Below are 20701 nucleotides of genomic sequence, written 5' to 3' on the forward strand. Positions count from 1 at the left end.
AGCTTGCGTCCATGCGGGTCTTGTGAGGAAATGAAATGATGGGACGTTGATCAGCGCGATGAAAAAAGCTGCCCCGAGCCTCGCAAAGACGATGATGAATTCGTTCCGCAATCGGCGTCAACGTCCTGACACGATGCGCGAGCGCGCCGACCTCGACGGCGCGATCACGGTCGCATCCTACAATGTACACAAATGCGTCGGTACAGACGGGCGTTTCGATCCTGGCCGGATCATCGACGTCATCAGGGAGATCAAGCCGGATGTGATCGCGTTGCAGGAGGCTGATCAGCGGTTTGGCGAGCGGTCGGGCCTGCTCGATCTCAACCGGCTTCGGCTGGAAACCGGCCTGGTTCCTGTGCCTGTGGTGACGTCGACGAAGTCGCATGGCTGGCGCGGCAATCTCCTGCTCTTCCGGCAGGGGGCGATTCGCGACGTGCATCAGGTGGCGCTGCCCGGGCTTGAGCCACGCGGTGCGCTTGTGGCGGAGATCGATTTTCACGGGCGCGCCGGGCTCCGGATCGTTGCCGCGCATCTCGGGCTGTTGCGCTGGGCGCGTCGGCAACAGGCAGATGTGATCCTTGATATCTTGAAGGCGCGGGACCAGCGACCCACCATCCTGATGGGGGACTTCAACGAGTGGCGTCTGGGACCCGGTTCTGCACTGACCCGGCTCGAACCGATTTTTGGGCCCCTGCCGCCGGCAATCCCCAGTTTTCCCGCGCGGCTGCCCGTCTTGTCGCTTGATCGCATCATGGGCAATCGGGCCGACATGATTACCGATCTGACGGTGCATGACAGTGCGCTTGCGCGGGTTGCGTCCGACCATCTGCCGCTGACGGCACGACTGGACATGGACAAGCTTTCGGATTGAAGATCCGCCATCTTTTCATTCGCCCGTTTTCGGGTATGACCGGCACGCACAGTTTCGGAGGGCGCCATGCTTGCACAGATCCCTGCAGTCGACGACATGAGCGAGGATGAGGCGCGTGCAGAACTCGAACGCCTCGCAGCCGAGATCGCGCATCATGACGCCCTCTATCATGGCAAGGACAATCCTGCACTTTCGGACGCGGATTACGACGCGCTGAAGCGGCGGAACGACGCCATCGAAGCGCGCTTCCCGCAGCTGGTACGGACCGACAGTCCATCGCAACGGGTCGGCGCGGCGCCCGCCGGGATCTTTGCCCAGGTGGTGCATGCCCGGCCGATGCTATCGCTCGACAATACGTTTTCGGATGACGACGTTCAGGATTTCGTCGCCTCGGTCTATCGTTTTTTAGGCCAGTTGCCGGACAATTCCATCGCGTTCACGGCAGAGCCGAAGATCGACGGGCTGTCGATGTCGCTGCGTTACGAGAACCGCAAGCTGGTGACGGCTGCGACCCGCGGCGACGGGACGACCGGTGAAAACGTAACGGCCAATATTCTGACGATTAAGGATATTCCACAGACCTTGCCGTCCGACGCTCCGGATGTGGTCGAGGTGCGTGGCGAAGTCTACATGGCGAAGTCTGACTTCCTCGCGCTCAATGCGCAGATGGAAGCGGAGGGCAAACAGACCTACGTCAACCCGCGCAACACCGCATCAGGTTCGCTGCGTCAACTCGATCCGAAGGTCACTGCCAGCCGCAATCTGCGCTTTTTCGCCTATGCCTGGGGTGAGATCAGGACCATGCCGGCGGACACGCAATCGGGCATGGTCGATGTGTTCAAGCGCTGGGGCTTTCCGGTCAATCCGCTGACGCGCCGTCTGACATCAGTACAGGAGATCCTCGATCACTATCGGGATATCGGATTGCAGCGTGCTGACCTCGACTATGACATCGACGGTGTCGTCTACAAGGTCGACCGCCTCGACCTCCAGGGACGGCTCGGTTTCCGTTCGCGCTCGCCACGCTGGGCGACGGCCCACAAGTTTCCGGCTGAACAGGCCTTCACCACGGTCGAGGCGATCGACATTCAGGTCGGGCGCACCGGGGCGCTGACGCCGGTTGCGCGGCTGACGCCGGTCACCGTCGGGGGAGTGGTTGTCACCAATGCGACCCTCCACAATGCTGACTATATCGAGGGTATCGGCAATTCGGGTGCGCGCATCCGTGAGGAGGAGCACGACATCCGCATCGGCGACACGGTGATCGTGCAGCGCGCAGGCGATGTCATTCCGCAGGTGCTGGATGTGGTGCTGGAGAAGCGGCCGAGCGATGCGGTCAAATATGCCTTTCCAGGCAAATGCCCGGTTTGCGGCAGCCATGCCGTGCGGGAGCGGAACGAAAAGACCGGCAAGCTCGATTCGGTGACGCGTTGCACAGGTGGTTTCGTTTGCCGCGCGCAGGCCATGGAGCATCTGAAGCATTTCGTCTCCCGAAATGCCTTCGACATCGAAGGCCTCGGAACGAAACAGGTCGACTTCTTCTTCGAGAGCGACGATCCGGCTCTAATGGTCCGGACTGCACCCGACATATTCACCCTGAAATCACGGCAGGAGAATTCCCTGACCAAGCTTGAAAACATCGAGGGCTTTGGTCGGGTAAGTGTTCGCAAGTTGTTCGAGGCGATCGACGCCAGACGCGAGATCGCGCTCAATCGCTTCATCTTTGCTCTCGGCATCCGCCATGTGGGGGAAACGACCGCTAAGTTGCTGGCACGTTCCTATGGCAGCTACGGGGCCTTTGCCGAGGCCATGGCGGCGGCCGCGCCTAAGCATGGCGAGGCATGGAACGAACTCAACGCCATCGAGGGCATCGGCGAAGTCGTTGCGGCGTCGATTGTCGAATTCTTCAAGGAACCACGCAATGTCGAGGTGATCGACAGGCTTGTCGAACAGGTGTCGCCGCAGGCGGTCGAAAGCGGTCCGGTGCAAGTCAGTCCCGTCACGGGGAAGACTGTCGTCTTCACAGGCTCTCTCGAGCGTTTTACGCGTGACGAGGCCAAGGCACGGGCAGAGTCGCTTGGAGCGAAGGTGGCTGGCTCTGTGTCGAAGAAGACGGATTATGTGGTGGCGGGTCCGGGTGCAGGATCCAAGCTCGACAAGGCGCGCGAACTCGGAGTCACAGTGATGACCGAAGACGAATGGCTTGAACTTATCGAACCTTAATTCAGACCAGTCTTAGGGTCTGGCTGCCCGTAAAGAAAGGCTCTTTCGGGTCTGGATCGGGATCGATATCCAGATGTCTGATATCGCTTTCATGCACCATCTGGTTGCGACCGCTGGTCTTTGCCAAATAGAGCGCCTTGTCGGCTGCCGCATAGGCGGCCGAGAAATCCCGAAGGGGCGTCAAATCCGCCAGGCCGCCAGAGACGGTGACAGCGATGGTCTGCTGTACCAGCTGGGTTGTGTTGGATTCCACGATGCGGCGGATCTTTTCAGCGCGGGACAAGGCTTCTGAACCATCGATGCCGACAAAAAGGACTGCGAATTCCTCGCCGCCGATCCGGGCGACCTTGTGCGGCGTGTCGATCATTTCCCGCAACATCGTGGCAACGGCGACGATCACGTCGTCTCCCGCCATGTGGCCAAATTTGTCGTTGATCTGCTTGAAACGATCTATGTCGAGCACGAGAAGTTGACCGCGGTCGATACCTGACATCTCTTCAATGAAAGCCCGCCGATTGAGGAGTCCAGAGAGCATATCCGTCCGGCTCAATTGCTGGAATTCCAGGCGTGTCTTGGCCAGATGGATGACGGCATAGCCCATATACATTGATGCGATCATCGTCAGATTGAACCCGACCAATGCTGCGATACAGCAACCGATCGCAAGATCGCGCCACAGGGGATTGAGGAGAAGCTCGAAGTGATGCATCAGCGCAAGAATGCCGGCAACCATGCCACAGGCAACGAGCGCGATCCTGACGGACAAGCGTAGCGCAAAGCGCATGACATTGTCCCAGTTGTCGAACTCGGTCGGGCCAATATCCCGAATGATCCATTCTTCGATACGATTTTTGAGCATCGATCTTCTTCGCGCAATGAAGTTCGTCAACCCATTCGGTCGGCCCTTGCCCCTGCCGCACCGTCTGGTTAGTGATCAATCGCTTTGCAATTTATGCCTTATCACCCGACGAGTTTTGACTGGTCTGGCTGTCATGGGAGTCGAAGCCAACCTGAAATACTCTTCGATGATTTTTAGTGCGGCATCGATTAATACTTCGTAAATTTAAAACTTCAGATTGCATTTCCGCCAGCGCTTTCTCATGGCTGTCGATAGCCGACAGCGCGTAAGGTAAGTTGCATCTCATCCGGATTTTGGGAAAAGATCAGGCCGCCCCGTGCCTTAGATTGTCCGGGGACGTAGTCGACTGTGGCTGATGCTTCTTCAACAGTTTCTCCACTGGCTTCAAGATTGCCTTCAACCTGGACTTCCGCAGCGGTTTGCGAGCCCATGTTCGCGATTTCGAATAGCACAAGCCAGCCGGATGCAACTTTGTCGACTGCGGTGACACCCACTGCGAGGTCCGGTGGACTGTCTTTGGCAAAGACCAGATCGACTGCGACCCAGCCAATCAGACCGGCGACGAGAACAAGCGAAACGATGCCAGTGCCCCACTCGATCCACAGGGGATTGGAAGTTTCCGCATTCTTCCCTTTGCGATCAAGTGTCATGGAAACTCCTAGAGGATGAGCCGGGCAGCAGCAGCGCCGATAGCTGCTGGAAAAGTGAGGACGATAACAGCGAGTACGATCTCGATCGCTGCCAGATCGTCCAGCCCCTGAAAGGTCCAAAGGCTGTAGTAACTGACGGCAAATGCGACGACGTAGCCGGGCAAGGTGAAGCGAATGAAAGCGTGCCATCTGTCCGCGCCTTCTTCCACGCTGTGACCGCCACGAAAGGCGAGCGAATAGACGAAGCCGTGCATGACCGACAAGGACAGGACGACCAATGCCAGTGCGTGCAGGTGGCTCATCTTGTAGGCGATCAGCATGATCTCTTCGGTCGGCGCAAGGTTAAGCGAGAGGAAGAGCGCACCGACGGCCATCATGAAGAGTTCTGTTGCATAGCTCGTGCCCCGGTCCGCCTCTTCATTGCCTTGCTCTTCGTCTTCCTTATCCTCGTCTGACGACATGCTGAGCTGGCTGCGTCCGAGCAAGGCGCCAATGCTTGCCGGGACGGCCTGGATGCCGATCATGCCAATCCACTGGTTTGGCGGCATGTCCGGCGTCATGACCCCGAGGATGATCAGGATGAAGGCGCTGGCGAGGATACCCATGGCATAGGCCACGATCGCATCTCGAGCGGATTCCGCCCAGCCGCTCGTTCGCTCAAAGCCAATACGGTGGGATAGCAACAGAAGCAGAGGGAGGTTGATGAGGAGAAGAAGGAGAAGCCGCGCGCGCTCTACGGAGAACCCGAGATGCCACATCTCCATGGTCATCAGCATAGGCAGGGAAAACAGAAGGGCGCCCGCCAGTCCGCGAGCAAGCCCTTTCACGAAGCGGTCGGTACAAGCCGCCTGATCGCGCAATATATTTTGTGTCAAGACGGTCCCCGCTCGTGCCGATGTCGCACAATGCGGGAGCCACCTTATTGTTCCATTCCATTTGAAGGTGAGATCGTGGACCGCCCGATCATGGCATTGCCATGTCGGTCCGGCCCGTTGTCTCAGCCTCGCGACCGATTAGCCGCGGGGCTTGGGGCCCTTCTTCGAGAAGCCGCCTGGCTTGTCGGGGCGGCCGGGCTTGGCGCGGTCACGCGGAGCGCCCGGGCCGCCGGGCTTCTTGCCAGCATAAGCAGGACGGTCGTCACGGCCGGCGGGCTTGCGCGAGGCCCAGTCCTCGCGCGGCGCGCGGGCCGGTGCATCGCCCCAGACTTCAGCATCCTTGGCGGCGAGCGGATCGCGGCGCTTGTCTGCAAACGGTTTGTCTGCAAACGGCTTCTTGTCGTAGGGCTTCTTGTCGCCACCGGCATTCCGGTCGCCATAGGGCTTCTTGTCGCCGAAGGACTTCTTGGCCGCATAGGGCTTGTCATCCCGTGGCTTGAAGTTTTCGTCGCGCGGCGGACGGGCAGGGCGATCCTTCTGCGGTGCATTGAAGTCCGGCACGCCTTCCACCTTTGACACGCGCACGCCTCGTTCCAGCGTCATGTTCTGGCCGAGCGTATTGGTGAAGGTCTCAACGCCGTCTTCAGCGATTTCGATGAAGGTTTCTTCCTGCTGGATGCGGATCGCGCCGATCTCATTCTTGGTGATGCCGCCATTGCGGCAAAGCATCGGGATCAACCAGCGAGGCTCGGCGCTCTGGCGGCGACCGACGGAAACGGAGAACCACTGGCTGCGGCCGAGTTCAGCGCGCGGACGCGGCGGTGCCTTGGACGGGTCGTCCATCTCGCGGGACTTGCGCTGCTGCTCCATATTGACCGGGATGAGGTCTTCCGGCGGTGAGCGATGGCCGCGCTGCAGGCGCAGATAGGCGGCAGCAACCTTGTCGGCGCCGTGGGTTTCGAGCAGGGTCGCAACCATTGCGGCTTCGTCTTCTGCCGGTGCGTCTTGCAGCGACGGGTCTGCGAGCAGACGCTCGTCGTCGCGGGCCTGCACTTCGTCGGCCGAAGGCGGCAGAGCCCAGGTCGGGCTGACATTGGCACCGCCGAGCAAACGCTCTGCCTTACGGCGTGCGCCGACCGGAACGATAAGAGCCGACACGCCCTTGTTGCCAGCACGACCGGTTCGGCCGGAGCGGTGCAGCAGCGTTTCGGAATTGGTCGGCAGGTCGGCATGGATGACGAGCTCGAGACCCGGCAAGTCGATCCCGCGGGCGGCAACATCGGTTGCGATACAGACGCGGGCGCGACCGTCACGCATGGCCTGCAGGGCATGGGTGCGCTCGTTCTGCGACAGCTCGCCCGAGAGGGCCACGACGGAGAAGCCGCGATTATGCAGGCGGGCCGTCAGGTGATTCACCGCAGCGCGGGTCGAACAGAACACGATGGCGTTGCGCGCCTCGTAGAAGCGCAGCGCGTTGATGATCGCATTTTCCTTGTCCGGATTGGCGACGACGAGCGCGCGGTATTCGATGTCGACATGCTGCTTCTTTTCAGAAACCGTCTCGATGCGGCGGGCATCCCGCTGATAGCTTTTGGCCAGATCTGCGATCGAACGGGGAACCGTCGCCGAGAACATCAGCGTGCGGCGATCGGCGGGCGCCTCTTCGAGGATGAATTCGAGATCTTCGCGGAAGCCGAGATCGAGCATCTCATCGGCTTCGTCGAGCACGGCAACGCGCAGCTGCGACAGGTCGAGGGCCTTGCGGGTGATGTGGTCGCGCAAGCGACCCGGCGTGCCGACAATGATATGGGCACCGCGTTCAAGGGCGCGGCGCTCGGTGCGCACATCCATGCCGCCAACACAGGAGCCGATGATGGCGCCGGCTTCGGCATAGAGCCATTCGAGTTCGCGCTTGACCTGCATTGCAAGTTCGCGCGTCGGGGCGATGGCCAGAGCGAGAGGTGCACCAGCGCGTCCGAAACGCTGATCCGAGCCAAGCAAAGTCGGCGCCATGGCAAGCCCGAAGGCTACGGTCTTGCCGGAACCTGTCTGCGCCGACACGAGTGCATCGCGCGTTTCAAGTTCGGGATCAATCATCGCCTGCTGCACGGGCGTCAGGGTGTCGTAGCCACGTTTGCGCAAGGCCTCGGCAATCGCCGGGACGATGCCGTCAAAATCAGTCATCGGTTCGTCTTTCGAAATGGGTCACCAGAGCGGGCCAAGGCACCGCGCCCGCCGATTGCGGGTATGTTGGGCCGTTCCTACTCGCAGACGCCTCGAAAGTATAGGGGGCAGGACGCAAAAGGGAGACTATGGTGAAGGCTGGAGAGCCGCGAACCGGTCTCCAGCCTGGGGTGATTTGCGATCCTCACAGCTTTCGAAGTCTGGCCATCGCCAGAGCATCGACAAAAGCGCCGTCGCGATATGCGTAAGCTCGGTGAATGCCCTCCCGCTCAAATCCGAAGCTTTCATAGAGCGCGATCGCGGCCAGGTTGTCGGTGTAAACGGTCAACTCCAGACGGTGGAGATTGAGCCAGTTTTCGGCAATCGCCACGAGCTCGCCCAGCAAGGCTCTACCGATGCCGCGCCGTTGGTAGAGATCGTGAACTCCCATGCCTATGCTAGCTGTGTGGCTTCGCCGTCCAGTCATCTGGTTTAGTCCGGCATTGCCGACCATGACGTCGCCCATGAAGCCAACAAGTGAAACGGCATTCGGGGCCATGCCTTCGATATGTTTCTTCACATTCGGCGCGGAAGGGTATGGCATCCGAAGGGTCCCAAGGCGAAAGCCGGGAAGGCTCTGCAAGGCGGCCATTTCGTCAGCGTCTTCAGGACGGATAGCCCTTATGCGCAAATCTGCGGGCCATCGGGCGTCAGGGGCAATCGGATTGGGGGATGGCATGTCGTTCATCTCTACTCTTCTTGAATGGGACAGGAGCAGAGGCAATTTGCGACCCTGCTCGATTGGGCAGGGTTGGCGGGCTATGAAGGCAATTCAGCTCTCAGACGCGCGCTTCCTGCACCGTTTTCCCATGAGAACGGTGGTCAGGTGAAGCGTCACGTGTGCCGAGCGGTTTTCAATCATGGCGTGATCATTGTCTGGCTTCCATGCCGTGTCAACTGTGTTGCGCGGTCCGCCTTTTCACCACGGTTGTTGTCCGAATCCTGGTGAAGGTTTAAGTCGAGGTCATGTCGAATATCTCTATTCCCTCCGGCAAAACGATTGCCATCGATTTTGAAACGGCCAATGAGGAACGGGGTAGTGCCTGTTCGGTCGGGCTTGCCTGGATTGAAGGCGGGGCGGTGACGCGCGTCGAAGAGCGTCTGATCCGTCCGAAATCGATGCGGTTTTCGTCGTTCAACATCGCGATTCATGGCATCCGACCCGAGCATGTCGAAGATGCTGCTGAATTTCCGGAGGTCATGGACGAGTTCGCTGATGACTTCGCCGGGGCGACCATGATTGCCCACAATGCGGCCTTCGATTTTTCCGTCTGGCGAGCATCACTGGACGTCTATCGGCTGGCTTATCCGAGTTTCAGCTATCTCTGTTCGGTCAAGATGGCCCAAAAGGTTTGGCCGCACTTGCCTTCCCACAAACTCAATATTCTAGCCGGTCATCTCGGTCTGCGCTTCGTCCATCACAATGCCGCTGAGGATGCCGTTGTCTGTGCGGCAGCGTCCATCGCCATGGCTCGCGAAAAGGGCGTTGATCATGTGTTGGATCTGGCGCGCGTTATCAGTTTAACACCGGGAAGGTTGCACCCAACCGGCTATCAGGCTTGCTCCGTTTCGAAGCCGCTCCGCCGAGCCTTGTAACGAAGTCGTGAGTGCCTACGTCTTCATAGTGCAATTCCATGGAGGCCTGAATGGCTGTGAACAATCGCCTGCTGAAATCCGGACTGGTCATGCTGTTCGCTCTTGCCCCCGCTTTGGCGACTGCCGAAGTGGTGGGCCAGGTTGGTGTTGACTGGGTCGGCAACGACATCATCATCGAGGCCGTGAGCGATCCCGAGGTGAAGGGCGTCACCTGCCACGTCACCTATTTCGACCGGTCGATCATTGACCGGCTCAGCAAGGGCAATTGGTTTGAGGACCCCTCCAACAACTCGATCGCCTGCCGCCAGACCGGTCCGATCGAGATTGGTGATATCGATCTTTCGGAAGAGGGTGAGGAGGTCTTTCGCGAGGGCCGCTCGATCATCTGGAAATCACTGTATGTGAACAGGATCTACGACAAGACCAACGACACGCTGATCTATCTCATTCATTCGCGCCAGGTTGTCGACGGTTCAGCGAAAATGGCGATTTCGACTGTACCCCTGTTCGATCAGAAGGTCGTTTGGACCAAGGGGAAGCCCTAAGTCGGAGTAGCAAAAGAAACCCCGGAGCCGATGGGCTCCAGGGCTTCGATGGGGAAATGTTCATCGTTACTTGACGTAGACGATCTTGCCGCCGTTTGCCGCCGTTTCAACGTCAATGACATTGGTGGCTTCGACGCTCTGGGCCTGCAGGGCCTGCATCAGGGCCGGATCGGCGCCAACTTCGGACTGGGCTTCAGCCATAGCGGCCTGATCCTTGGTGAGCTGCTCGAGGCGCGTATGCTCCTGGCGGCCCTGGTCATTGTCCAGACTGTCAAGGCGGATGATGCTAACGCCATCCGTCATGGTGGTGGAACCAGTGGTGGTTGTCGAGTCGACCATTGGCGCTGCCGGAGCAGTGGTCTGGGCCATGGCTACGCCCGAGAGCGAAGTGATCGACATGGCGCCGGCGAGAGCGAGTTTAACAGCAGAATTCATGGTATTTCTCCTTGGGTTCCGTACAAAAACTTTCGCTTCGTCTGAAGCTACGGAGAAACGTGCGTCTGCCTTTCGAGTTCCACTTCACCTTAAGATATTTATTGATAATAACTAATCTTGATTTATTGATATATTTGATCGCCGGGGCGATGTGATGCTTTGCGCTTACGGTGCGTTACGCAGAACGAAACACCAGCCCCGCTTTGGGCGAGGCTGGTGTTCCGGGAAGAGCATCGGATGATATCAGGCTGCCTGAGCCAGTTCGTCTGCAATGACAGTGTCGAGGTTCAGGAAGCAAACCATCGACTTTTCGAGGGCGACAATGCCGCGGCAGAAGGCGCGCTGGGCTTCCGGAATGATCTCCGGTGCCGGCTGCAGGTCTTCGCTTTTGATCGTCATCATGTCGGAAACCTGTTCGACCAGGAGGCCAACCAGCTTGCCGGCAATGTCGGTGACGATGATGGCAGCGCGCTCTGAGGGTTCGGTCATCTTCATGCCCAGGCGGCACGCCATGTCGATTACCGGGATCACCGCGCCACGAAGGTTGATGAGGCCGAGGACGTAAGGCGGCGTATGGGGCATCGGCGTCACGGGCGCCCAGCCACGAATTTCGCGGATCGCCATGATGTCGATACAGAATTCCTGGTCGCCGAGATGGAAGGATACGATTTCCAGATAGGCGCCGGATTGCTTGATTGCATTGCTCATTTCAGAACTCTTCCCAGTGTTCTTGCGCCGGGGCATGGTTGGCCGATGCCATGGCGCTACGGTTGTATCTCGGTACCGCGCCAATAGCAGCGCGGGGACGAGGTGCTTCAGGTCTCACATCCGCTCTCGCCGGCTGTGCTCTTTCTGCATGAGCAGGGTCAGTCCCGTTCATCTTGAACTGCCCGACAAGGCGCGTGAGACCTTCTGCGTCGCTCGCCAGGGTATGGCTTGCCGCATTGGTCTGCTCCACCATCGCGGCATTCTGTTGCGTGACCTGATCCATTTGCCCGACGGCTGAATTGATCTCGCTCAGTCCCGTTGATTGTTCACGTGCGCTGGTAACGATTGCCTTAACGAGATCGTTGATTCTCAGAACTTCTTCGCCGATTCCGCTCAATGCTTGTCCAGCGGCGGTCACCAATTCGACCCCGGAGCGCACTTCGAGTGTCGATCTGTTCACCAGGGCCTTGATGTCCCGCGCCGCGTCCGTTGCGCGGCCTGCCAGAGCCCGGACTTCCTGAGCCACGACCGCGAAGCCCTTACCGGCTTCTCCCGCCCTTGCGGCCTCGACGCCCGCATTCAAGGCGAGGAGATTTGTCTGGAAGGCGATTTCATCGATGACGTTGATGATCTTGCCGATCTCGCTCGACGCATCCTGGATGCGTCCCATTGCAGACGTGGCATCATTGACCACAGCGCCGGATTCCTCGGCTCTGTCCTTGGCCTGTGCCACGAGACGTGATGCCTCTTCTGCACGCTCTGCCGCACTATGTACGGTTGCAGTCAGCTGCGCGAGTGCGGCTGAACTTTCTTCCAGCGACGAGGCTTGTTGTTCGGTGCGCTTGGCGAGGTCATCGGCTGCCGCACGCATCTGCAAGCTGTTCGCCCGAATCGAGCTGCTGTTGACCGTGATCTCCTGCATGACCGCGCGAAGCTTGATGCTGACGGCATTGAAGTCGTGGCGCAGGCGCTCCAGGTCTGTCGGGAAGGGTGTTACGATCTCCGTCGTCAGATCACCATCAGAAAGACGCATGAGGCCTGTAGCGAGCGCGTCTACAGCCGCCCGCAAGGCGCGGGTGTCTGCATCGAGGGCTGCCGCACGGCTTTCGCGCTGCTGTTCCGTGAGAAGGCGCTCGGCGGATGTCCGGCTCTCAAGAGATTGCTTTTCGATCGCTGCCTGTCGGAAGATTTCCGCCGAACGAGCCATGTCGCCGATCTCGTCTTGCCGTTCGCTCCCGTCGACATCGGTTTGATAATCGCCGTCAACGATGCGCTGCATGCTCGAGCGCACGGCTCGGATGCCGTTGACGATGGAATTGCCGTGAAGCAATTGCAGAAGCATAACAGTCAGAAACGCGATGGCGCCGGTCACAAGCTGGAAGATGAGGGACTGGCTGCTGCGCGATGTTGCTTCGGCCACATTTTGCTCGACGAGATTTCCGCCCTCTTTGGACAACTGGTTCAGTGCGTTGGATACGCGCTCTCCGGCTCCGTCAATGGCGTCATCGATAGCGCCGAATTCTGTTTCGGGTGCGCCGGTCTCGATAAGGCGCGGAAGGTCGACCTGAACTGCCTTCCTCAGTTCAGCGATGTCGGCGTCATAGTTGTCGAGGAGTGCGCTGGCATTTGTTTCCGCAGCAATCGCCTTGAGGGATGGCAAATTGTCCCGCAGCAGGGTCAAGGCACCATCGATGATTGTCACGCGATCAGGTTGGATCTTGCCTTCACCACGGTCGATAATGCTGTCCATTGCTGCCAGCACCATGTTGGCGTTTGCCAACCTCATTTCATTGATCCGCTCGACCTCGTTCTGGATCTGGATGGAGTGATTGAGTGCTGAATCAAGCTTCGTGTTCTGGTACCAACCAATCCCCAGCATGGTACCTATGCCCAGGATTGCAGCTGCTGCCAGAGTCAGTATGCGTTGCTTCACCGACATTCCGTGACCGGATTTGATCTGTGGCATTACGTCCCCATCAAGCTGCGGCATCTCGAGGCGGCGCCGCATACGCCCAAGTTCCAGATCTGGCGAGAAGGCGTGCGTGTTCGCAGCGATTCCCGGCTACGTAAAGAATCGCTTATATTGGTTAAATCGGAGCTAACGGTTGTTCTTGGGGTAGCCTAGTGCCTCCCAGAGTAGCTCTTCAGTCCCATCGTCACGGGGCTGTGGTGACGGCTTTTCGGTATAGATGCCATGTTGCGTGACCAGCGATCGGCAGTACCACCAGCAAACCGAGGAATGCCGGGACCAGCGCCCCGATGGCGGCTCCGGCTACGATTGCACCGAAGAGAAGCATGGGTATCGGGTTCTCGATCACGCAACGAATGCTGGTCAGCATCGCCGTGATGAAGTCCAACTCGTGCTCCAAGAGAAGCGGCATGGAGACGACAGTCACGCTGAACAGGACGGTCGCGAGGACCGCGCCGACGATGGTGCCGACCAGAAGGAACAGAATGCCTTCCGGTGTCTGGGTCACGACATGTGCAAAACCTTCGAGCGTCGATGGAATGCGAAAGCCAAGGAAGAGGGCCATGAGCAGGCGGACCTGGTAGATCCAGATCCAGAAGATGAACAGCACGACAAAGGCCATCCACGACATCTGGCGTTCGCGCTGGCGGAACACTTCGGCGAGAACACCGCGCCAGGTGATCGCCTCTCCTTGGTTCCTCTTTCGACTGATCTCGTAAAGGCCAACAGCGATAAAAGGCCCGACAAGGGGGAAGCCGATGGCGACCGGGATGATCATCCACGGCATATGATAGCGCGTTAGCACTACGGCTATAAACAGTCCGCCGAGGGCATAGATGCTGCCGAAGAATATGCCGAACAGGGGGTAGGCGCGAAAGTCCTGCCAGCCTGCGGCAAAACTCGCGAACACGTCGGACACCCTGATCCGATGGATCTGAGGTTTGCGAAGTACGGCGCCGTTTAAAGCCTGCTGTTCCATTTGTCCCTCCCAAGACTCGGATGCGCATCATACTTGGCTACAAAAGCGCATTCTATTCCTTGATATCAGTCAAATCTCGTTGCCGTTGCGCTTGTTTGCCTTTTCTCCAAGCCTAAATCTTGTAATATGACGCATGTTCAGAACTCTTCAGCGTGACAAGATCCTGACGATCGCCCTGGTTACCACGGCGACATTTCTTGTCTGTGCCTTGGCCTTCATTGGCTGGATGCAGCATGGTTCGGCTATCTTCATTTCGCTGATCGATAGCGGCCTGGCTTACTGTTTGTAAAAGGCTGGCTGCGCCTTTTCTTTCCTTGGGCGTGACAAATGCGCGCCGTCTCGTGGTCCGCGTCGGGTAATTGTTGCGCAGACATCCTGGCGAGGGTATCCGCGAGGCGAAGCATAACAGATACGAGGCTCGCCTAATGAAAACGGTAAGGATCATTCTCTGGGCAGGCGTCCTGGCCATGGCCGGACTGCTCGCATGGCTGACATTTTCCGTCACGCGCTCCAGCGAGCAGATCGCGGAGGGGCCGTTCGGCGTGCCGTTCCAATTGGTTGACCAGCGCGGTCAGCCGATTACCGAGCAGGCGTTTCGCGGCAAGCCGACAGCGCTTTTCTTCGGCTTCACCCATTGCCCGGAAGTCTGCCCGACGACGCTGTTTGAACTCGACAGCTGGCTGAAGCAGGTCGACCCTGACAAAACGGGTCTGCAGGCCTATTTCATTACGGTGGATCCGGAGCGCGATACGCCGGAACTGCTGGGAACCTACATCTCCAACGTTACCGACCGGGTCACGGGAATCGGAGGCGACCCGGCCAAGGTCGCGGAGGTTGTGAAGGGCTTCCGGGTCTATGCCAAGAAGATCCCACTTGATGAGAAGCAGCCCGACGGCGACTACACCATGGATCACACCGCATCTGTCTTCCTGCTTGACGCTGATGGGCGTTTCAAAGGTACGATCGCCTATGGTGAGAATCCTGAAACGGCGATCAAGAAGCTTGAGAACCTGAAAAAGGGTTGAGGGCGGCGGCTGGGCTTTTCCGAAAAATGGAGCATTGGCGCCCGCTTAAATTCGTTCCGATTTTCGCGGCGATGCGCTAGCGGTTGCCTTGCCGGTGCCGGCGTTGTACCGCATGGCGGACCATTGAACTTTGAGGACTGCGCGCTTGAGTGAAATCCGCCTTTACGTCTCCACGACAGAAGATGGTGCAAACCGTATTCTCGACCTGATGAGCCTGGCTTTCGGGGAAGAGGATTTTGCGATCGCAACGACCGAGGTCGATGAAAAGGCCGATATCTGGGAGGCGTCCATCTATATGATGGCCGAGGACGAGGATGAGGTCCGGCCGCGCTTCGAGGGCTGCATCAAGGAGGATTTTCCCGACGCTATCGTGGTGCGCGAGATCATTCCCGACATTGACTGGATCGCCAAGTCGCTTGAAGGCTTGAAGCCGGTGCGGGCAGGGCGCTTCCTGGTGCATGGTTCGCACGACCGCGACAAGGTGCAGCCGCATGATCTTGCGATCGAAATCGATGCCGGTCAGGCCTTCGGGACGGGCCATCACGGCACGACGGCCGGTTGCCTCGAAGTGATTGAGACCGTGGTGCGCTCGCGCAAAGTCCGTAATGCGCTGGATCTGGGCACCGGCAGCGGTGTTCTGGCCATCGCGGTGCGCAAGATGGTCAAGGTGCCGGTGCTGGCGACGGATATCGATCCGATCGCGGTGCGTGTCGCGCGCGACAACGCGAGACGCAACAAGGTCGTCGAGGGGATCGATTTTCGAACTGCGCCTGGCTTCCATTCCACCGCTTTCGCCCAGCACGGGCCCTTTGATCTGATCATTGCCAATATTCTGGCGCGACCTCTGATCAAGATGGCGCCGCAACTCGTGCAGCACCTAGCCAAGGACGGTTCGGTGATCCTGTCGGGCATCCTGGCGGCGCAGCGCTGGAAGGTGATTTCGGCCTATAGCGGCGCTGGCCTTTCTCATGTGCGGACAATTTGGCGCAGTGGCTGGGTGACCATCCACTTCACGCAAGGCAAGGGTTGATCCCTTACGTCAGTTCGCAAAGCTTGCATCAGACAAAAAAATAGGCGGCTCATCGCTGAGCCGCCTTGGGCACCACATGTCGGGTGCCATTCCGCGAGCCCAACGACAGCGGCTCAAGCGGATACTACTCGTCTGCGCGCCAGGAGCGCGGCAAGTTTTAGAAAATAGCGCGCTGGGCCGGACGACGGCGGAGTTCTTCGCGGGTGACGCCGATGGCCTTCAAGGAGGCGTCGTCGAGCGAGAGCAAGGCTCCGGTGGCATAGAGGTCGGCGCGGCGTTGACGTGCTTCGACTAGATTGTTGAAGGCAGTGCGCAGGAAAGACTGTGCCATCTCTCTGATCCTTTTCGGTTGCAGCGCATCAACAGCGCCGGTGATGACCCTGATATAGAGGAAATGCGGGCGTCGAGGCAGAGGGCTTCCCTCACGGGAGGCCTGCGTATGCTGCATAGCAACATGAGCGATGTTGAAAATTTGGACAAGGGCGCGGGGCAGCCCGACGGACGGCAGGTCCATCCCATGAGGTGGATGGGCAGGCAGGTAGCGAGTTGCTATAAGCGACGCAGGATTCCCATTCATTGTGCAGGCATGTCATGTTTCAGTCATTCGACGTCAAATCCACACCCGAGCACGGCAAGGCGCGGATCGCTGCGCTGAGAGGTCTTTTTGCCGAATTGGCGGTCGACGCCATTCTCGTGCCGCGCTCTGACGAATTCCTTGGTGAGTATGTTCCAGCCTCTGCCGAGCGGCTTTTGTGGGCAACGGGCTTTACCGGTTCTGCAGGCCAGTTGTTGGTCACCGAGAGCTCGGCAATCGTCTTTGTCGACGGCCGTTATGTGACCCAACTTGACCAGCAGGTCGATACCACCGTCTTTACGCGTGGGGATCTTGTCGGCGAGCCACCGCATAAGTGGATCCTGACGCATGCCAATGCTGGCTTTCGCCTCGGTCTCGATCCCTGGATGCATACAGGCGCCGAAGTGCGCCGTATCGAAAGGGCGCTGGCGGACAAGGGGGGCACGCTCGTGCTTCTGCCGTTTAATCCTGTCGATCGTTTGTGGACAGATCGCCCGGCCGAGCCGCTTGGACCTGTGTCCATACAGAGAGAATCGCTCGCCGGGATGCCGGCCGGGGAAAAGCTATCGCGCATCGCACGCGAACTTTCGGACAAGAAGCTCGACGCGGTGCTGGTGACAGACCCCTCGTCTGTCGCATGGATCTTCAATATTCGCGGTGCCGACGTTCCGCACACGCCGCATCCGCTTTCGCGCGCGATCATCACCGCCAACGGCAAGGCCCAACTCTTTGTCGACGGCCGCAAGATCAACTCGGATGTCGGCTCCTATCTCGGCGACCTCTGCGAACTGGTCGAACCAAGCCTCCTTGCCAAACGTCTTGAAGAGCTTGCTACGGGCGGCTGCCGTATCCTTGTGGATCCCGACCTGACCTCGTTTGCCCTCATCTTCATGATCCGCACCTTTGGTGGAGAGGTCATCGAAGGCGATGATCCGGCAAAGCTTGGCCGGGCGGTGAAGAACAAGACGGAGCTCAACGGGTCCGCTGCCGCACATCTTCAGGACGGGGTGGCCGTCGTCGAGTTCTTGCACTGGTTCGGTGCGCAGCCGCCTGGCAGCCTGACCGAAATTGCGGCTGCAAAGGCACTCGAAGGGAGCCGATTGCGGGTCGGCGAGCGGATGCAAAACCCGCTCAAGGATCTGTCCTTTGAAACCATTGCCGGTGCCGGCGAACATGCCGCGATCATGCACTACCGTGTGACGACGGATAGCGATCGGAGCATCAACGATGGCGAGATGTTCCTGATCGATTCCGGTGCGCAATATGTGAACGGCACGACCGACATTACCCGGACGGTCGCAGTCGGCTCGGTCTCAGACGAGCAGCGGCGTTTCTTCACGCTGGCGCTGAAGGGCATGATTGCGATCAGCACGGCCCGTTTTCCAAAGGGAACGCGTGGCTGCGATCTCGATCCGCTCGCTCGTATAGCGCTGTGGAAGGCTGGAGCCGACTTTGCCCATGGCACGGGCCACGGCGTCGGTTCCTATCTCTCCGTTCACGAAGGGCCACAGCGGATTGCGCGTCTGTCGACGCAGGAACTGCTGCCCGGTATGATCCTGTCTAACGAGCCGGGTTATTATCGCCCCGGTAGCTTCGGCATCCGGATTGAAAACCTGATCTATGTGCGGGAGACTGAGGCGATCGACGGCGGGGATCAGCCGATGCTCGGCTTCGAGACCCTAACCTTCGTGCCAATCGATCGTCAGCTGATTGTCGAAGATCTGTTGACGCGGGACGAACTGCGCTGGCTCGACGACTATCACGCCCAGACACGCGCGGCGCTGCTGCCGTTGATCGAGGATGCCTCGGTCAAAGCCTGGCTCGAGCAGGCGACAGAGCCTTTCGGGCGCTGACCGGAGGCTTGGCGCAACCCCGTGCGCGACTAGCCGAGAAACTGGCGGGCCAGCATTACCACGGCCCAGCCGGTGATCAGGATCGGGATTGCGGAAAAACGAAAACCGACCAGGAGGGCCGCGAGCATCGCGGCCTTTACATCGAGGCCGCCAGAAAAGAAGGCCGGCGCGACGAGCGTGGTCAGAACGGCTGCCGGCACGGCGTTCAGCGCGGCTTCCAGCCGTGGCGGCATGACTTCCAACCGCTTGACGAGAAAATAACCGCCGATCCTGGTGAGGAAGGTTGCGGCTGCCGCCACTGCAATCAGCATTGTCATGTAAGGGGTGAGAAGGGTGCTCATGGCGCAGCTTCCTTCTGCTCGCGGCGTGGTGGCGGCAAAAGCGCTGCGAGCGCTATGCCGGCAAGTGCTCCGATGCTGATGTGCCAGGGCGAGCCGACCAGATGCTGTGCGAGAATGGAAACGGCGGCACTGACCACGACGATGGCTAGGTAATTGTCACGCCGGCGAAAACTGAGCACCAGTCCCATGAAATAGAGCGGAAGGAGGATGTCGATCCCCCACGATGCCGGGTCTCCCATGATCGATCCGACCAGCCCGCCTACGGAGGTCAGGATCACCCAGGGCATATAGATCATCGCGCCGAAACCGAAATACCAGGAGAAGGTCACGGCCCTGCCGGCTTCGCCACGCGAGAGCGTTTCGGCAAATTGCGGATCGGTGAGGAGAAAAAAGCTCAGCGCCTTTTGTGGCCCGGTGAAATGGTCCATGAAGGGCGTTATCGCTGCAGAGTAAAGGATGTGGCGAAAGTTCACCGCAAGGATCGACAGCACGATCACCCACATTGGCACGGCTTGGCCGAAAAGCTCGATGCCGACCAATTGGCTGGCACCGGCAAAGACGGTCGCACTCATCAGCGTCGCCTCAGCGACAGTCTGGCCATTGGCGACCGCAACAGCGCCAAAGAGGATGGCGAAGGGGCCGGCGGAAATGATGACGGGCAGGGCGCGGATGGCGCCCTCGAAAAAGTCTGAACGGGACATGCTGTTCTCTCGTGTCGCATCTTCAGCTAACCTGTTCGCCCGTGCTCCGCAAACCAATAGGTTTGATGGAACGGCCAGAAGGATTGATGCCCAGACATGGCTCGACCGCGTTCATAGCGGCAGAACGGAGATCCGGCATTGGCCCGAGACGGTATCGACAAGACGCTGGACAGGCAGGCGCTGGAAAAGGTCGCCCTGAAGATCAAGGCACATTTGAGCGACGAACTGGCCCTCGACATCGGCCGCTTTGAGGCCGAGGGTCTTGTCGAAGCGGTGGCGGCGCTTATCGGTCCGCACTTTTACAATGAGGGTCTGAGAGATGCTCAGGCGCTTCTTGCGCGGCAAGTTGATGAGATCAACGACGCGCTGTTCGAGATGGAGCGGCCAACGGATCGCTGACCGCTCCGGTAGCGCTTATTTCTTCGTCCGGATCTGGAATGTGTGTTCCGGCCCCGGAAAGCTGCGTGCCTTCACCTCCTCAGCATAGTCAGCGACGGCCTTGTCGATGACATTGGCCAGCTCTGAGAAGTGCTTCACGAAACGCGGCTTGAACTCGTTGAACAGGCCGAGCATGTCGTCGGAGACGAGGACCTGACCATCACAGGCAGGTGACGCCCCGATGCCGATCGTGGCTGCTGCAACATTGGCGGTGATTTCGCGGGCCAGCGGCTCCACCGTGCCTTCGATGACCATGGCAAAGGCGCCGGCTTCATCGATGGCGCGGGCGTCGCGCCGGATCTTGTCCTGCTCCGCTTCACTGTGACCCTTGGAGCGATAGCCACCGGATGTGTTAACTTGCTGCGGCATCAGTCCGATGTGGCCGAAGACAGGAACACCGCGGCTGACCAGGAAGGCCACAGTTTCTGCCATTTCCTCGCCGCCCTCAAGCTTGACGCCGTCACAGCCCGTTTCCTTCATCAGGCGGACGGAGTTTCGGAAGGCCTGCTCCTTGCTTTCCTGGTAGGAACCGAAGGGCAGGTCGACAATGACACAGGCGCGCGAGGCGCCGCGCATGGTCGCCTGACCGTGCGCGACCATCATGTCCATGGTAACGCCGACCGTCGTGTCCATGCCATAGAGCACCATGCCAAGGCTGTCGCCGACCAAGAGCAGGTCGCAATGCTTATCCAGAATCCGCGCGATTGGCGTCGTGTAAGCCGTTAGCGAAACGATTGGTCGGTTGCCCTTGAGGGCAAGGATGTCTGCGGGGGTGAAGCGCTTTTGGCGCGGGGGAGTGCTCATGG

The 20701-nt window shown here is 59.3% G+C and carries 22 protein-coding genes; 9 read left to right on the top strand and 13 right to left on the bottom strand.

Annotated elements, in window-relative coordinates; genetic code table 11:
* The first annotated feature begins 58 nt into the window (after nt 1–58).
* Together ACSV9I_RS01300 and ligA are read left to right on the top strand one after the other, a co-directional pair.
* Complete coding sequence (locus tag ACSV9I_RS01300) at nt 59–871, top strand: endonuclease/exonuclease/phosphatase family protein (protein WP_438326648.1); 813 nt, start codon at nt 59–61, stop codon at nt 869–871.
* A 66-nt stretch (nt 872–937) separates the two neighbouring features.
* Complete coding sequence (gene ligA / locus ACSV9I_RS01305) at nt 938–3094, top strand: NAD-dependent DNA ligase LigA (protein WP_438326649.1); 2157 nt, start codon at nt 938–940, stop codon at nt 3092–3094.
* 1 nt (nt 3095) lies between these two features.
* Here ligA and ACSV9I_RS01310 read toward each other — a convergent pair whose 3' ends face one another.
* From ACSV9I_RS01310 to ACSV9I_RS01330, 5 genes are all read right to left on the bottom strand, one after another.
* On the bottom strand, nt 3096–3953 hold the full coding sequence (locus tag ACSV9I_RS01310; RefSeq protein WP_438326650.1) for a GGDEF domain-containing protein: 858 nt from the start codon (nt 3951–3953) through the stop codon (nt 3096–3098).
* Nucleotides 3954–4192: 239 nt separating this feature from the next.
* Nucleotides 4193–4603, bottom strand: coding sequence for a TIGR02588 family protein (locus ACSV9I_RS01315; protein WP_438326651.1), 411 nt, complete (start codon nt 4601–4603; stop codon nt 4193–4195).
* Between the two features lie 8 nt (nt 4604–4611).
* A complete protein-coding gene (locus ACSV9I_RS01320) occupies nt 4612–5478 on the bottom strand; it encodes a TIGR02587 family membrane protein (protein WP_438326652.1) in 867 nt (288 codons plus the stop codon).
* 138 nt (nt 5479–5616) lie between these two features.
* The gene (locus ACSV9I_RS01325) at nt 5617–7662 is read right to left on the bottom strand and encodes a DEAD/DEAH box helicase (RefSeq protein WP_438326653.1); all 2046 of its coding nucleotides are present in this window, start codon (nt 7660–7662) and stop codon (nt 5617–5619) included.
* A 184-nt stretch (nt 7663–7846) separates the two neighbouring features.
* A complete protein-coding gene (locus ACSV9I_RS01330) occupies nt 7847–8389 on the bottom strand; it encodes a GNAT family N-acetyltransferase (RefSeq protein WP_438326654.1) in 543 nt (180 codons plus the stop codon).
* A gap of 278 nt (nt 8390–8667) precedes the next feature.
* Between ACSV9I_RS01330 and ACSV9I_RS01335 the strand changes: the two genes are divergently transcribed.
* Together ACSV9I_RS01335 and ACSV9I_RS01340 are read left to right on the top strand one after the other, a co-directional pair.
* A complete protein-coding gene (locus tag ACSV9I_RS01335; protein WP_054159484.1) occupies nt 8668–9297 on the top strand; it encodes a 3'-5' exonuclease in 630 nt (209 codons plus the stop codon).
* 89 nt (nt 9298–9386) lie between these two features.
* Nucleotides 9387–9842 (top strand): CreA family protein, encoded by a 456-nt coding sequence (locus tag ACSV9I_RS01340; RefSeq protein ID WP_438327655.1) that lies wholly within the window; start codon nt 9387–9389, stop codon nt 9840–9842.
* Nucleotides 9843–9908: 66 nt separating this feature from the next.
* Here ACSV9I_RS01340 and ACSV9I_RS01345 read toward each other — a convergent pair whose 3' ends face one another.
* The 4 genes from ACSV9I_RS01345 to ACSV9I_RS01360 form a co-directional block, all read right to left on the bottom strand.
* Nucleotides 9909–10277, bottom strand: coding sequence for a hypothetical protein (locus tag ACSV9I_RS01345; protein WP_054159482.1), 369 nt, complete (start codon nt 10275–10277; stop codon nt 9909–9911).
* 243 nt (nt 10278–10520) lie between these two features.
* A complete protein-coding gene (locus ACSV9I_RS01350; protein WP_006725961.1) occupies nt 10521–10985 on the bottom strand; it encodes a chemotaxis protein CheW in 465 nt (154 codons plus the stop codon).
* Nucleotide 10986: 1 nt separating this feature from the next.
* Entirely contained in the window at nt 10987–12951 is a 1965-nt protein-coding gene (locus ACSV9I_RS01355; protein ID WP_438326655.1) for a methyl-accepting chemotaxis protein, read from the bottom strand.
* Nucleotides 12952–13141: 190 nt separating this feature from the next.
* The gene (locus ACSV9I_RS01360; RefSeq protein WP_438326656.1) at nt 13142–13933 is read right to left on the bottom strand and encodes a DUF2189 domain-containing protein; all 792 of its coding nucleotides are present in this window, start codon (nt 13931–13933) and stop codon (nt 13142–13144) included.
* Between the two features lie 133 nt (nt 13934–14066).
* Between ACSV9I_RS01360 and ACSV9I_RS01365 the strand changes: the two genes are divergently transcribed.
* The 3 genes from ACSV9I_RS01365 (at nt 14067) to ACSV9I_RS01375 (ending at nt 15988) form a co-directional block, all read left to right on the top strand.
* Entirely contained in the window at nt 14067–14222 is a 156-nt protein-coding gene (locus ACSV9I_RS01365; protein ID WP_438326657.1) for a hypothetical protein, read from the top strand.
* Nucleotides 14223–14358: 136 nt separating this feature from the next.
* The gene (locus ACSV9I_RS01370) at nt 14359–14958 is read left to right on the top strand and encodes an SCO family protein (RefSeq protein WP_054159480.1); all 600 of its coding nucleotides are present in this window, start codon (nt 14359–14361) and stop codon (nt 14956–14958) included.
* Nucleotides 14959–15103: 145 nt separating this feature from the next.
* The gene (locus ACSV9I_RS01375; protein ID WP_438326658.1) at nt 15104–15988 is read left to right on the top strand and encodes a 50S ribosomal protein L11 methyltransferase; all 885 of its coding nucleotides are present in this window, start codon (nt 15104–15106) and stop codon (nt 15986–15988) included.
* Between the two features lie 157 nt (nt 15989–16145).
* Here ACSV9I_RS01375 and ACSV9I_RS01380 read toward each other — a convergent pair whose 3' ends face one another.
* Nucleotides 16146–16319 (bottom strand): hypothetical protein, encoded by a 174-nt coding sequence (locus ACSV9I_RS01380; protein WP_054159546.1) that lies wholly within the window; start codon nt 16317–16319, stop codon nt 16146–16148.
* A 260-nt stretch (nt 16320–16579) separates the two neighbouring features.
* Here ACSV9I_RS01380 and ACSV9I_RS01385 point away from each other — a divergent pair, with 260 nt between their 5' ends.
* The gene (locus tag ACSV9I_RS01385) at nt 16580–18415 is read left to right on the top strand and encodes an aminopeptidase P family protein (protein WP_438326659.1); all 1836 of its coding nucleotides are present in this window, start codon (nt 16580–16582) and stop codon (nt 18413–18415) included.
* A gap of 29 nt (nt 18416–18444) precedes the next feature.
* On the opposite strand, the gene ACSV9I_RS01390 is transcribed toward ACSV9I_RS01385, so the two are convergent.
* Nucleotides 18445–18756 (bottom strand): AzlD family protein, encoded by a 312-nt coding sequence (locus tag ACSV9I_RS01390; RefSeq protein ID WP_438326660.1) that lies wholly within the window; start codon nt 18754–18756, stop codon nt 18445–18447.
* Nucleotides 18753–19457 carry an AzlC family ABC transporter permease gene (locus tag ACSV9I_RS01395; RefSeq protein WP_438326662.1) on the bottom strand — a complete coding sequence of 235 codons (705 nt, stop codon included), beginning with the start codon at nt 19455–19457 and terminating at the stop codon, nt 18753–18755. Before ACSV9I_RS01395 ends, ACSV9I_RS01390 begins: the two co-directional genes overlap by 4 nt.
* Nucleotides 19458–19595: 138 nt before the next feature.
* Between ACSV9I_RS01395 and ACSV9I_RS01400 the strand changes: the two genes are divergently transcribed.
* The gene (locus tag ACSV9I_RS01400; protein WP_438326664.1) at nt 19596–19856 is read left to right on the top strand and encodes a DUF2164 domain-containing protein; all 261 of its coding nucleotides are present in this window, start codon (nt 19596–19598) and stop codon (nt 19854–19856) included.
* Nucleotides 19857–19871: 15 nt separating this feature from the next.
* Here ACSV9I_RS01400 and panB read toward each other — a convergent pair whose 3' ends face one another.
* Nucleotides 19872–20699 carry a 3-methyl-2-oxobutanoate hydroxymethyltransferase gene (gene panB / locus ACSV9I_RS01405; RefSeq protein ID WP_438326666.1) on the bottom strand — a complete coding sequence of 276 codons (828 nt, stop codon included), beginning with the start codon at nt 20697–20699 and terminating at the stop codon, nt 19872–19874.
* Nucleotides 20700–20701: the final 2 nt, after the last annotated feature.

The sequence above is a fragment of the Rhizobium sp. G187 genome, assembly GCF_051549525.1.
Lineage (GTDB): Bacteria > Pseudomonadota > Alphaproteobacteria > Rhizobiales > Rhizobiaceae > Allorhizobium.